The sequence below is a fragment of the Streptomyces sp. NPDC058469 genome (assembly GCF_042721125.1).
GTDB lineage: Bacteria > Actinomycetota > Actinomycetes > Streptomycetales > Streptomycetaceae > Streptomyces.
This window is the reverse complement of record NZ_JBHXME010000055.1, coordinates 1-12,526: the sequence shown is the minus strand read 5'-3', so window position 1 is coordinate 12,526 and position 12,526 is coordinate 1. Positions and strand designations below refer to the sequence as shown.

Annotated in this window: 10 protein-coding genes, 1 other RNA gene, 2 pseudogenes and 1 CRISPR repeat array; of the genes and pseudogenes, 8 read left to right on the top strand and 5 right to left on the bottom strand. The window is 70.8% G+C overall.

Annotated features, from left to right (window positions below; genetic code table 11):
- Positions 1-8: 8 nt before the first annotated feature.
- Complete coding sequence (locus ACFWP5_RS23415) at positions 9-1,316, top strand: bifunctional RNase H/acid phosphatase (RefSeq protein WP_384159726.1); 1,308 nt, start codon at positions 9-11, stop codon at positions 1,314-1,316.
- Here ACFWP5_RS23415 and eda read toward each other — a convergent pair.
- Positions 1,291-1,944 (bottom strand): bifunctional 4-hydroxy-2-oxoglutarate aldolase/2-dehydro-3-deoxy-phosphogluconate aldolase, encoded by a 654-nt coding sequence (gene eda, locus ACFWP5_RS23410; RefSeq protein ID WP_384159723.1) that lies wholly within the window; start codon positions 1,942-1,944, stop codon positions 1,291-1,293. The two genes, ACFWP5_RS23415 and eda, sit on opposite strands and share 26 nt — an antisense overlap.
- Positions 1,945-2,042: 98 nt before the next feature.
- Positions 2,043-2,825 (bottom strand): peroxide stress protein YaaA, encoded by a 783-nt coding sequence (yaaA, locus tag ACFWP5_RS23405; RefSeq protein WP_384159720.1) that lies wholly within the window; start codon positions 2,823-2,825, stop codon positions 2,043-2,045.
- Positions 2,826-2,926: 101 nt separating this feature from the next.
- Here yaaA and ACFWP5_RS23400 point away from each other — a divergent pair, with 101 nt between their 5' ends.
- Positions 2,927-4,357, top strand: coding sequence for an RNB domain-containing ribonuclease (locus ACFWP5_RS23400; RefSeq protein ID WP_384159718.1), 1,431 nt, complete (start codon positions 2,927-2,929; stop codon positions 4,355-4,357).
- On the opposite strand, the gene ACFWP5_RS23395 is transcribed toward ACFWP5_RS23400, so the two are convergent.
- Positions 4,308-4,862 (bottom strand): hypothetical protein, encoded by a 555-nt coding sequence (locus ACFWP5_RS23395; RefSeq protein ID WP_384159715.1) that lies wholly within the window; start codon positions 4,860-4,862, stop codon positions 4,308-4,310. The genes ACFWP5_RS23400 and ACFWP5_RS23395 overlap by 50 nt on opposite strands.
- 33 nt (positions 4,863-4,895) lie before the next feature.
- Entirely contained in the window at positions 4,896-6,482 is a 1,587-nt protein-coding gene (locus ACFWP5_RS23390) for an FAD-dependent monooxygenase (RefSeq protein WP_384159712.1), read from the bottom strand.
- Between the two features lie 46 nt (positions 6,483-6,528).
- On the opposite strand from ACFWP5_RS23390, the gene ACFWP5_RS23385 reads away from it, so the two are divergent.
- The 6 genes and pseudogenes from ACFWP5_RS23385 (at position 6,529) to ACFWP5_RS23360 (ending at position 11,052) form a co-directional block, all read left to right on the top strand.
- On the top strand, positions 6,529-7,176 hold the full coding sequence (locus tag ACFWP5_RS23385; RefSeq protein ID WP_384159709.1) for a TetR/AcrR family transcriptional regulator: 648 nt from the start codon (positions 6,529-6,531) through the stop codon (positions 7,174-7,176).
- Between the two features lie 49 nt (positions 7,177-7,225).
- Positions 7,226-8,059, top strand: a complete 834-nt coding sequence (locus tag ACFWP5_RS23380) for a helix-turn-helix domain-containing protein (RefSeq protein WP_384159705.1) — start codon at positions 7,226-7,228, stop codon at positions 8,057-8,059.
- A 19-nt stretch (positions 8,060-8,078) separates the two neighbouring features.
- Positions 8,079-8,861, top strand: a pseudogene (locus ACFWP5_RS23375) (DMT family transporter); the annotation flags it as partial.
- A gap of 118 nt (positions 8,862-8,979) precedes the next feature.
- An RNA gene (gene rnpB, locus ACFWP5_RS23370) (RNase P RNA component class A) lies at positions 8,980-9,390 on the top strand.
- A 148-nt stretch (positions 9,391-9,538) separates the two neighbouring features.
- Positions 9,539-10,237, top strand: a complete 699-nt coding sequence (locus tag ACFWP5_RS23365) for a DUF2637 domain-containing protein (protein ID WP_384159702.1) — start codon at positions 9,539-9,541, stop codon at positions 10,235-10,237.
- Positions 10,238-10,416: 179 nt separating this feature from the next.
- Positions 10,417-11,052: a DUF2637 domain-containing protein gene (locus ACFWP5_RS23360; RefSeq protein ID WP_384159699.1), complete on the top strand. Its 636-nt coding sequence runs from the start codon at positions 10,417-10,419 to the stop codon at positions 11,050-11,052.
- A 357-nt stretch (positions 11,053-11,409) separates the two neighbouring features.
- Here ACFWP5_RS23360 and ACFWP5_RS23355 read toward each other — a convergent pair.
- Positions 11,410-11,802 (bottom strand): annotated as a pseudogene (locus tag ACFWP5_RS23355) (transposase); the annotation flags it as partial.
- A 100-nt stretch (positions 11,803-11,902) separates the two neighbouring features.
- Positions 11,903-12,481: direct repeats of the CRISPR family, unit length 29 nt; unit sequence CGGAACACCCCCGCGTCGGCGGGAACCAC.
- Positions 12,482-12,526: the final 45 nt, after the last annotated feature.

Below are 12,526 nucleotides of genomic sequence, written 5' to 3'. Positions count from 1 at the left end.
CTTGCGCCGTGCGGGAGTTCATCGTCGAGGCCGACGGCGGTTCCCGGGGCAACCCGGGCCCCGCGGGCTACGGCAGCGTGGTCATCGACGCGACGACGGGAGAGACGTTGGCGGAGGCGGCCGAGTACATCGGCGTGGCCACGAACAACGTTGCCGAGTACCGCGGCTTGTTGGCGGGCCTCCGCACCGCCCACGCCCTGGACCCGTCCGCCCACATCCACGTCCGCATGGACTCCAAGCTCGTCGTCGAGCAGATGTCGGGCCGTTGGAAGATCAAACACCCCGACATGAAGCCGCTGGCGGCAGAGGCGGGTGCGGTGTTTCCGCCGGATCAGGTGACGTACGAGTGGATCCCGCGAGAGAAGAACAAGCACGCGGACCGCTTGGCCAACGAGGCGATGGACGCGGGGAAGCGCGGCGAGCAGTGGTCGGCGTCAGAGTCAACGGCAGAACTTCTGAGCACCGGTTCAGCTGAGGCTTTTCGGGGGCGCGGGACACATGCGGAGCCTTCCGACGCAGGCTCAGGCGAAGCCCTTAAGGGGCGCGGGGCTGTGACATCTGCGGCTCCGCCGCGCGGGCGTGACCAGCCCCCACTCACCCGCACTGTGACGACAACCGAAAAGTCCACAGCCGACGCCCGCGCCGCCCGCAACGTAGCCACCCCCACCTCAGGTTGGGCCCCCGCGGACATGGGCGCCCCCGCAACCTTCGTCCTCCTACGCCACGGCGAAACCCCCCTGACCCCCCAGAAACGCTTCTCGGGCAGCGGCGGCACCAACCCCTCCCTCTCGAACGTCGGCAGGGACCAAGCCGAGCGAGCGGCAACCGCGTTGGCAGCCCGCGGCACCATCCAGCACATCATCGCGTCCCCCCTGACCCGCACCAGGGAAACCGCCGCAGCCGTAGCGGAGCGCCTCGGCCTCGACGTGACGATCGAAGAGGGCCTGCGCGAAACGGACTTCGGCGCCTGGGAGGGCCTGACCTTCGGCGAGGTCCGCGAGCGCTACCCCGACGACCTGACCACCTGGTTGGCCGACCCCACGGCCCAACCCACCGGCGGCGGCGAGAGTTTCGCGGAGACGGCGACCCGAATCGCCGCCACCCGCGACAAGCTGATCGCGGCCTACGCGGGCCGCACCGTCCTGCTCGTCACCCACGTCACCCCGATCAAGACGTTCGTCCAACTCGCCCTGGGCGCCCCGCCGGAGTCCCTGTTCCGCATGGAACTGTCGGCGGCCTCCCTCTCGGCGGTGGCGTACTACACGGACGGCAACGCGAGCGTACGGCTCTTCAACGACACGTCCCACCTGCGCTGAGCGCCGCCGCCTCGCGGGCCAGCGCCTCGATCCGCCCCCAGTCCCGCGCGGCCACCGCGTCCGCCGGGATCATCCAACTCCCGCCCACACAGCCGACGTTGGGCAACGCCAGGTATTCCGGCGCGGAGTTGATCCCTATCCCACCGGTAGGACAGAACCGCGCCTGCGGCAACGGCCCGGCCAGCGACCTGAGATACGCCGTACCGCCCGCCGCCTGAGCCGGGAAGAACTTCATCTCCCGCACCCCGCGTTCCAGCAGCGCCACGACCTCCGACGTGGTCGACACCCCCGGCAGGAACGGCACCCCGGACGCCTGCATCGCCTCCAGCAGCAGCTCCGTCCACCCGGGACTCACCAGGAACCGCGCCCCCGCGCCCACGCACTCCTTCACCTGCCCCGGAGTCAGCACGGTCCCCGCCCCGACCACCGCCCCCGGCACCTCACCCGCGATCGCCCGCAACGCCTCCAACGCGGCCGGCGTCCGCAACGTCACCTCGATCGCCGGCAGCCCCCCGGCCACCAGCGCCCGCGCGAGCGGCACGGCGTCGGCGGCGTCCTCGATGACGACGACGGGCAGCACGGGAGCGAGATCGAGCAGGGAGGAGGAAGGCCACGACGAGGAAGGCATGGCCTCATCCTGCCGAGCCAACGCAGCATGCGCAAAGCTTATTGCGCATGCTGCAACGCACGCATGCGTGCTCGACCGACAGTCAGCGAACCCGGTGCTCAGTGAATCTCGTCCACCAGCACATCCAGCGCCCAGGGCCGCCCCGCCTGCGAGGGCGCCTCCGCCTCCACCTCGTACCCCAGATCCCGCAACGCCTCCACCAGCTCGCCCGGCGTCCTGGGCGCGCTCGAAGCAGTCAACAGGCTCCGCACGATCCGCCCCTTCGTCGCCTTGTTGAAGTGGCTGACGACCTTCCGGGTCGGCGCGTGCAGCACCCGTACGGTCGCCGTCCGCCCCGCGACCTCGCCCTTCGGCTTCCACGCCGCCGCGTACGCAGAGGACCGCAGGTCGAGGACGAGCCCGTCCCCGGCGACCTCCGGCAGCACGGCCGCCATCGGCGCCCGCCAGTGCGCGCCCAGCGCCCCGAGCCCGGGCAGCCGTACCCCCATCGAGCAGCGGTACGACGGAATCCGGTCCGTCACGCGCACCGCGCCCCACAACCCGGAGAACACCAGCAGCGAGCGCGCGGCACGCCGCTTCGCGGCCGGGTCGAGCGAGGCCAGGTCGAGGGCGTCGTAGAGGACACCGGTGTAGATCTCCCCGGCGGGCCGCGCACCCGCAGTCCGCAGCTCCGTGTTCTTCGCGATCTCGCCGCGCAGTCCCTCGCTGAGCCCGAGCACCTCGCGTGCCTTGTCCTCGTCGGCCGCGCACAGGTCGACGAGTTCGTCGAGTACGGCCGCGCGGGCGTCGGTGAGTCCCGGCAGCGAGAGCGACTCCGGCTTGAGCGGGGCACCGCGGCCGGAGGAGGCCTTGCCTTCGGAAGGCGGCAGCAGGACAAGCACGCGTACTCCTTCTGTCTCTCTCTGAAGCTCCGCACTGTTTCTGTAGAGCTCCGCGCCAGCGTAAAGGGTGCGGGCCTGCGGATTGTGCCTACGCTCGTGTCATGCCCAGCCGCCGCATCCGGGTGACCGGCACCCCCGAAGCCCCGCTCCGCGCCGCCCTCACCGCGCTCCGTACCGAACTCGGCGTACCCGAGAACTTCCCGCCGGAGGTGCTGGCGGAGGCGGAACGCGCCGCGAAGGCCCCGGTGCCGCCCGCCGAGGACGCGACCGGCATCCCCTTCTTCACCATCGACCCGCCCACGTCCATGGACCTGGACCAGGCGATGCACCTGTCTCGCAGGGGGGCCGGTTTCCGGGTCCGGTACGCCATCGCCGACGTGGCCGCCTTCGTGGTCCCCGGCGGGGCGCTGGACGCGGAGGCCCACCGTCGCGTCACCACCCTGTACTTCCCGGACGAGAAGACCCCGCTGCACCCGCCCCTGCTGAGCGAGGGCGCCGCGAGCCTGCTGCCGGACGTGACCCGGCCGGCGGTGCTGTGGACGATCGACCTGGACGCGGACGGCCGTACGTCCGCCGTCGACGTCCGCCGCGCCCTCGTCCGCAGCCGGGCCAAACTCGACTACGCCACCGCGCAGCGGCGCATCGACGCGGGCACCGCCGAGGAGCCGCTCGCGCTGCTCAAGGACATCGGCGAGGCACGCGAACGGCTGGAGGTCGAGCGCGGCGGCATCTCCCTCAACGTGCCCGAGCAGGAGATCGTGGAGCGCGACCACACCTACGAACTCGCCTACCGCGCCCCGCTCCCCGCCGACGGATGGAACGCCCAGATCTCCCTCCTCACCGGCATGGCCGCGGCCGACCTGATGCTCACGCACGGCACCGGCGTCCTGCGCACCCTGCCCACCGCCCCGGACGGCGCGGTCGGCCGCCTCCACCGCACCGCGCACGCCCTGCACATCGACTGGCCGCACCACATGTCGTACGCCGAGCTCATCCGCTCCCTCGACCCGCACCACCCGCACCACGCGGCCTTCCTCCAGGAGTGCACGACCCTGCTGCGCGGCGCCGGCTACACGGTCTTCCGCGACGGCGACCTCCCCGCCGTCACCACCCACGCGGCCGTCGCCGCCCCCTACACCCACTGCACGGCCCCGCTACGCCGCCTCGTCGACCGCTACGCCTCCGAGCTCTGCCTCGCCCCCGGCTCCCCGCCCGCCTGGGTCCTGGCCGGCCTCGACGCCCTCCCCAAACAGATGGCCGACGGCACCCGCCTCGCGGGCACCGTCGAGCGCGAGTGCGTCGACATCGTCGAGGCGGCGTTGCTGAAGGACCGCGTCGGCGACCTCTTCGAGGGCTACGTGGTGGACGTGGAGGAACGCCAACCCACCGTGGGAAAGGTGCAGTTGGACACCCCGGCGGTGGTCGCCCGCCTCGAAGGGGGCACGACTCCGCTGCCGTTGGGGGAGCGGCTGCGGGTCCGGCTCACCCAGGCGGACCCGGGGACGTCGAAGGTACGGTTCGCGCCCGCCTGACCGCTTCCAGACGGGCCTGAAGGGTCGCTACGACGCGGTCGGCGTCGTCGGCGTGGAAGTGGACGGTGTCGGCCTCCCGCCGTCGGCCGAGGAGCGTGAAGTGGGCGACGGGCTCGGCGAGTCGGAGGGTGACGGAGGTGCGGAAGCCGACGGGGAGGTCGAGTTCGCCGTCGGCCCGGCGCCGGGCCACCCGTGACTCGCCCTCGGCGGAGGCGATATGACCCAGCGGGACGATCACGTCGGCGCGGGCGGCCCGCCGGAGCCGTAGTGCGTGGGTGTCCAGCAGGTGCGGGCGGGCGACGGAGGACACGTGCAGGGCGGCGACGGACGCGACCGCGAACAGGCCCAGGACCGGAACCACTTGGTCGAGCACCGGCCAGTCCCGCAGCAGCACCGACATCGTGAGCGTCTCCAGTACGCACGCGAGTGCCGACCCGGCCACCATGGCCCGTCGCGCCCGCGCATACCCGAACACCCGCCCGCCGCCTGCCCAGTTGGTCCTCATGGGGTCAGTGCAGATGCTGACGTCGCGGCAGTGTCAAGCGCCAAGCGGCGCGCCGAACCACAGCCGCAGCGCGTCCGAGGGGTCGTCCTCGGGGCTGTCATTGTCGGCTGCCCAGGCGGTGAACCCGTCCGGGCGTACCAACAGCCCGGCCAGTTCGGGGTGTTGGGGGCAGCGGGTGGTCAGCACGTCCACCAGGCCCTCGTAACCGGCCGCGCGGGCGCGGAGTTTGGGGTCGTCGGTGAGGTCGAGGAGGAGGGCGCGGCCGGTGTGGAGGTGGTCGCCGAGGCGGGTGTCGTCGGCGAGTTCGAGGTCGGGGGCGCTGCGGCCGGTCAGCGGGTGGTCGCCGGGGAGGTCGTAGCGCTGCCAGGCGCCGGAGATCCGCTTGACGAAATACGTCGTGCCGTCGACCGTCCCCGCGAGGTCGCCGATCACCCCGCGCAGGGCACGGGCGTGCGCGTCGGGGCGCATCACCGCGATCTGGGCGCGCGTCCAGTCCAGCACCCAGGCGCCGATCGGATGCCGTTCCGCCGTGTACGTGTCCAGCAGCTCCACCGGCGCCCGGCCGCTCACCACCAGGGCGAGCTTCCAGCCCAGGTTCATTGCGTCGCCGACCCCGAGGTTGAGCCCCTGTCCGCCGAACGGCGAGTGCACATGCGCCGCGTCGCCCGCGAGCAGCACCCGGCCCGAGCGATAGGTGTCCGCCTGACGGCAGTTGTCGGTGAACCGGGTCGCCGAACGCAGCGTGTGCACGGTGACGTCGACGCCGGTCACCCGGCGCACGCTGGCCTGCAACTCCTCGGTGGTGACCGGGGACTGACGGTCGGCGGGCGGTCCGTCGAACTCGATGCTGACCATCCGTCCCGGCATCGGGCCGTAGGTGTACATCCCCGTGCCGGTGGCGTTCCAGCCCCGGCTCAGTCCCTCGGTGCCGGTCAGGTCGGCGATCGCCTGGTAGCCGGTGATCTCCGGTGCGGTGCCGGGGAATTGGAACCCGGCGAGCTTGCGCACGAGGCTGCGCCCGCCGTCGCAGCCGACCAGCCAGCCGGTCCGGACGACCTGCGGCGCGGAGCCGTCCGTAGGCGCGAGGTGTACGGTCACCCCTTCTTCATCAGCGTCGAAGCCGGTCAACTCGACCTGCCTGCGCACCTCGACGCCGAGTTCACCTGCGCGCCGGCCGAGCAGCCGCTCCAACGGGGCCTGCGGGACGAACCGTCCGACCTCGCCGGGCGGACCGACCTCGGCGAAGGCGGGGTCCGACGCGTCGAGCAGATCGGCCCGCAGCGTGATCCCGGCGAAGTGCCCGGCGGACTTCGGCGGCGGGGCGGCCCCCTCACCGCCGCTCTGCGTCCGCAGGAACTCCTTCATGCCGTTCGCCGTCTCCACCTGCACCTCGGTCAGCGCGGGCAGCAGCCCCCGCCGGTAGAGGGCGACGGCGGTGAGGGTGTTGATCCCGCCCGCCTTGACGGTCTCGTCCACCTCGGTCAGCCGCTCCGCGACCAGCACACGAGCCCCGCCGAGCCGCAGCTCACAGGCCAGCAGCAGCCCGATGGGCCCGGCTCCGGCGATGACGACGTCGTAGTTCGCGCCGGTGTCGATGTTGATGTGCGTGTCAGTGCTCATGCCTAGATTTTAGTCACTAAAAAATTATGTTGGCTACACTGTTCTCGTGGACGAGAGCGGGAACGAGAACAAGGGCGCGGCCGAGCTGCCGCTGAGGGAACGCAAGAAGCGGGCGACGAGGCAACGGATCTCGAACGTCGCCTCGGAGCTGTTCCGGGAGCGCGGCTTCGACCAGGTCCCGGTCGCGGAGGTCGCGCGGGCCGCCGAGGTGTCGACGATGACCGTCTTCAACTACTTCCCGCGCAAGGAGGACCTGTACTTCGACCGCATAGCGGAAGCGGTCGAGGTGTTCTCCGGGGCGGTACGCGACCGCGCGCCGGACGAGACCCCGCTCGCGGCACTGCGCCGCCTCGCCCTCGAACTCCTCGACAGGCGCCACCCGTTGGGCGTCCCCGGCGCCGCCTTCCCGGACTTCTGGCAGGTCGTCACCGACTCGCCCGCCCTGCGCGCCCGGGCCCGCGAGGCCCTGGAGGAGATCGAGAACGCCCTCTCCGCCGCCCTCACCGAAACCGCCCCCGACACCCCCGACCCCGACCTGACCGCGGCCCTCACCCTCGCCGCGTACCGCACGGTCTACGTCGCCACCGCGCGCCGCCTGATGGAGGGGGAGCGGGCGGAGAACCTCGTGGCGGACCACCGGGCGCGGATGACGGCGACGTTCGAAGCGTTGGAGCGGGCGCTCACCCCGGCATGACACGCGGCCCCGGCGCGTTGCACCCTTGAGGAAAAAGGGGGGACCGCCGGTGAACGCACGTGAACAAGCCCTGTGGACGAGGGCGAGGCTGGGCCGCTGCGGCCCACCCCTCGACCTCCTGACCGCCCGCTTCGACCGGCACGTCTACGCCCCGCACGCGCACGCCGAGTTCACGATCGGCGTCTGCGTCGGCGGCTCGGAACTGATCGACTACCGCGGCGGCCACATCCGTACGACCCCGGGCTCCATCGTCGTCCTCGCGCCCGGCGAAATGCACACCGGCGGCCCCGGCACCACCACCGACGGCTACGCCTACCGCGCCCTGTACGCCGACCCGGCCCTCCTCACCGACGGCATCCTCGGCGGCGGCCTCCCGCACTTCCGCGAGCCGCTCCTCGACGACGCCGAACTCGCCGTGGCGCTGCGCGTGGCGCACACCCAACTCAGCGCCTGCCCGGACCCGTTGGAGGCGGAGTCCCGCCTCCCGTGGCTCCTGACGGCGCTGGCCCGCCGCCACTCGACATCCCGCCCGATACCGGATGAGATCCCGGGCGCGGCATGGGTGGCCCACGCGATACGGGACCGCCTGGCGGACGAACTGCTCACCCCGCCGTCGCTCTCGTCCCTGGCGGCGGACTTCGGCCTGTCCCGCTACCAACTCCTTCGAGCCTTCCGTACGACGATGGGGATACCGCCGTACGCCTGGCTCGCCCAGTACCGGGTGACCCGGGCCCGCGTCCTGCTGGAGGCGGGCGGGCGTCCTGCGGAGGTGGCGGCGCAGGTGGGCTTCGCGGACCAGGCGCATCTGACGCGCTGGTTCCGGCGGGTGCTGGGGGTGACGCCGGCGGCGTACCGCAACAGCGTTCAAGACCGCGTGCGCTGACCGGTCCGACACTCGCCGTATGACTGCACGCGGCTGGTTCCTGTTCTCCCTGATGGGAGTGGTGTGGGGCATCCCCTACCTGATGATCAAGGTGGCGGTGGACGCCCCGCTGTCCCCGTCCATGGTCGTCTTCACACGCTGCGCCCTGGGCGCCGTAATTCTGCTGCCCTTCGCGCTACGACAAGGCGGCCTGACCCGCACGGTCCGGACGCACTGGCGCCCGATGCTGGCCTTCGCGTGCATAGAGATCATCGGCCCGTGGTTCACGCTGACGGACGCGGAACGGCACCTGTCCAGCTCTACGGCGGGACTGCTGATCGCGGGCGTACCGATCGTGGGCGTGGTGACGTCGAGGTTCTTCGGGGACGCCGAGCGACTGGGCGCCCGGCGTGTGACCGGCCTGGCGCTGGGCCTGGCCGGGGTCACGGTCCTCACGGTCCCGCACCTGACGGGCGGCGACGCGCGCTCCCTGGCGGAGGTGCTGCTGACGGTACTGGGCTATGCGACGGCGCCGCTGATCGCCGCCCGCTACTTGAAGGACGTCCCGACGCTCCAGCTGACGGCCCCGTGCCTGGCGTTGGCGGCGGTCGTCTACGCCCCCGCGGCGGCGGTGACGTGGCCCTCCTCGGTCCCATCCCCCCAGGTCCTGGCGTCCCTCGCCGGTCTGGGAGTGATCTGCACGGCGGTGGCGTTCGTGGCCTTCCTAGAGCTGATCAAGGAGGTCGGCCCGACGCGTTCGACGGTGATCACGTACGTCAACCCGGCGGTCGCGGTGGCGGCGGGCGCGCTGTTCCTGGGGGAGAGCCTGACGGTGGGCATCGCGGTGGCCTTCACGCTGATCCTGGCGGGGTCGGTGCTGGCGACGGCGGCCACCGGTCCGCGGGGCGGTGGCCGCCCGGTAGCATGGTCGACACGGCAGACGAGCCGGGCGGACGGCCGCGTGGAGTGCCCCTAGGGGGACTTCCCGAGGAACGTCCGGGCTCCACAGGGCAGGGTGATGGCTAACGGCCACCCGGGGTGACCCGCGGGACAGTGCCACAGAAAACAGACCGCCGGAGATCTCGGTCTCCGGTAAGGGTGAAACGGTGGTGTAAGAGACCACCAGCGCCTGAGGCGACTCAGGCGGCTAGGTAAACCCCACCCGGAGCAAGGTCAAAAGGAGTGCCGCCGTGAAAAGCGCGCTCTGCGCGGACGTTCGAGGGCTGCCCGCCCGAGTCCGCGGGTAGACCGCACGAGGCCGGTGGCAACACCGGTCCTAGATGGATGGCCGTCTCCCCGGCCGCCGCGAGGTGGCCGGGTGACAGAACCCGGCGTACAGCCCGACTCGTCTGTCGGCAGGGCTCTGACCTGGGCTTATGGTCCGGTCGGGGCCCTTTCCTGTGCCTGGGGGCTTCCCGCTTCTACCTGCGAGTTCCCGGGAGTTCCCGTGGAAGTGTGCACGCGTTGTGCACTGGAATGGCCGTCCCGGCGGTGGGTCTGATGAGTGATGCCACCGGCCCCCGGGAGGGAGACACCGGAGGCCGCGACTTCGATCTCGATGCGTGGATCCGTCCTCTGTGTGCTCTCGTGGTTGCCGGGGTCGCGGCCTACGCCTCGTATGTTCATCAGCGGGAGTTCGCGTTGCAGGGTGGGGCGGATACGGTCAGCGCCTCGTTGTGGCCGCTGTCCGTCGATGGTTTGCTGCTCCTGGCCACGGTTGGTTTGCTGAAGCCTTCCGGGGCCCACACTCGCCGGGCCCGAGGCGCGGTGTGGTCGGCGTTCCTTCTGGGTATCGCGGTTTCCCTGGCTGCGAACGTTGCGGCAGCCCCGGCTTTGGAGTGGAAGCCGGTGTTGGTCGCTGGGTGGCCTCCGGTGGCACTGCTGTTGTCGGTGGAGTTGTTGGTGCACCGCCCAGATGGCCTTCAAGGGGAGCGGGGAGGGCGAAGGGGGCAGGCGAAGAGCGAGCGGCTGCATGATGACGACGACCCGTTGCTGACGCAGGCTCGGCTGCTTGATGCCCGGCACCGGGAACTACACCAACGGCCCGTCTCGGCCGAGACGCTACGAAGGGAACTTCGCATCGGCGCGAGACGATCGAGACAGTTGACCGCGCTCGTACGGGGGAGCCGGAATGGCGGCGGCGCGACAGAAGTGTTCCGCAAGTGGGCAAACGAACCGCAGGGGCAGCGTTCCGATTGAGCCCTGGCTTGCTACGGCGTCGGCGACGTTTGACTTGCTGCAGCGGCATGGCGGCAGGTTCGAGTCCCGGGTGGGGCAGCGACAGCATCTGTACGGTCGCGTAGCCGCCGTGAGCTGGTGCTTTCCGGCACGGTGGCCGTGCCGCAAGTGCGGCGGCGCCGTCGTAGGGGTGGTTCCCGGTGAGCGCCTCGGGCGAAACGGTGCACGACGAGTCTGCGAGCGTGCGGGGCGCCTCTTCGGCGTCTGCCGGTGGTGCTTCCGGTTTTGAGGTGTGGGCGCGGCGTGGTTGTGCGCTGGTGGTTGCTTCGGTGGCTGCGTATGCCTCCTACGTGCATCAGCGGGAGTTTGCGCTCCAGGGTGGGGCGGATGTGGTGAGTGCGACGTTGTGGCCGTTGTCGGTGGATGGGTTGTTGTTGCTGGCGACGGTGGGGTTGTTGAACTCGGCTCGTGGGGTGGGACGTCGGGCTCGGGCCGTGGTGTGGCTGGCGTTTCTTCTTGGTATCGCGGTGTCGTTGGCGGCGAATGTGGCGGCTGCGCCTGCGTTGGATTGGAAGCCGGTGTTGGTGGCGGGTTGGCCGCCGGTCGCGTTGTTGCTCTCGGTGGAGCTGCTCGCGCACTGTCTCGGAGGTCGAGAGGGTGTCGAGAGTGCGGGTGGTCCGTCGACAACTGCCGCCGAGACTCGGTACGAGAGTGGCCCGAACCCCGAACGAGACGAGAGCGAGGACACCCCGCGAGATGAAAACGCGGCGGACCGAGACGGCGACGGATCGGCGAGAGGTGAGCGAGAGCGGCCGAGAGCCATCAGACGGCGGTGAGTCGGAGGAGGCTCATGCCCTGCTACCGGAGGGTGGTCGGTCTCGGTCGGTTGAGGTGACGGCGGAGGAGGTGATGTGGGAACACTTCCAGGGACAGTTGGCTGCCGGTCGTGCGCCCAGTGGCGCGGAGCTGGATCGGGTGGCGGGCACGAACAACTACGGGCGGGCCGTTCTGGCTCGCTGGCGCCGGACCGGCCGGATCCCGGACATGGTGAACCGCACGCGTGTGAACGGAAGCGGCGGCCACTCATAAGCACGATCTGGGTTCCTGGTTCGAACGGGGTCCTGGCTGCTGGGGCGTTCGCCGGGCTGGACTGGACGTGTTCGAAGCGGGTTCCGGCACGGACGAGGCCAGCGAGGTGGGTTCACGGCCCACCAGCGGGCCTGGGCGGACTCGACGAGCTTGAAGATCAGGGCAAGGGCGGCGGCCGCCATGCTGGCGCCCCGGGTGACCTTGGTCCGCAGCCGGACGGTGGCGAACGTTGACGCGATCGGATTCGTGGTCCGCAGGTGAATCCAGTGCTCGGCGGGGAAGTCGTAGAACGCTGGCAGTTCATCAATGTCATCAATGGTCTTCTTGACTGCCTTGGGAACTTCGCGCTGTAGATCTGGGCGAACGCGACGATCGCCTTACTGCGTGCTCACGGTCCTCGGCGTTGTAGATCTCCTGGAGGGCCTTCTTCGCGTCGGCTGAGCGGACTTCGGCAGGACGCTCGCGTCGTTGGCACGGTCACGGCCCCCGCATCGGCGGGGACTACGACTTGCAGCGCGGCGACGATGGGAAGCTCACAGCAACATCCTTGCGTCGTTGGAACCACGCTAAGCCGTCTACTGGCGTTGCCCTGGCTGACGGAACACCCCCACGTCGGCAGGAACCACTTGATCACGAGGATTTCGTCGGCGAGGTCGATCGGAACACTCCCGCGTCGGCGGGAACCACAACGCGGCCTGCGCCGGCATGGACTCCCGAGCCGGAACACCCCCGCGTCGGCGGTAACCACCCGCCGAGCTGCGCCCAGGACGCGTCATCGACCGGAACACCCCCGCGTCGGCGGGAACCACGCGTCGATGGTCAGGGCGTCGACCGTGACGGACGGAACACCCCCGCGTCGGCGGGAACCACGAACGTGGGCAGGATGCCGGCCGCGGTGGCGGCGGAACACCCCCGCGTCGGCGGGAACCACTCAAGGCGAGCGCTATCCCTGCAAGCCCGACATCGGAACACCCCTGCGTCGGCGGGAACCACAAGGTCGAGGAGGACCAGCCGGAGTGGATCCGCGGAACACCCCCGCGTCGGCGGGAACCACCATGGTCCCTCGATTCACGGTGATTGAGGTGACGGAACACCCCCGCGTCGGCGGGAATCACGGCTACTACCGCATCAACACCCCGTACTGGGCCGGAACACCCCCGCGTCGGCGGGAACCACAGATACGGGGCCGGGACTTGCCGCTCGTCGTGCGGAACTCCCCCG

Excerpts from the sequence above, each read along its gene's own strand:
- ACFWP5_RS23400 (WP_384159718.1), top strand. The coding sequence starts at position 2,927 with ATGCCCAGCCGCCGCATCCGGGTGACCGGCACCCCCGAAGCCCCGCTC.
- ACFWP5_RS23395 (WP_384159715.1), bottom strand. The coding sequence starts at position 4,862 with ATGAGGACCAACTGGGCAGGCGGCGGGCGGGTGTTCGGGTATGCGCGG.
- ACFWP5_RS23390 (WP_384159712.1), bottom strand. The coding sequence starts at position 6,482 with ATGAGCACTGACACGCACATCAACATCGACACCGGCGCGAACTACGAC.
- eda (WP_384159723.1), bottom strand. The coding sequence starts at position 1,944 with ATGCCTTCCTCGTCGTGGCCTTCCTCCTCCCTGCTCGATCTCGCTCCC.
- ACFWP5_RS23365 (WP_384159702.1), top strand. The coding sequence starts at position 9,539 with ATGAGTGATGCCACCGGCCCCCGGGAGGGAGACACCGGAGGCCGCGAC.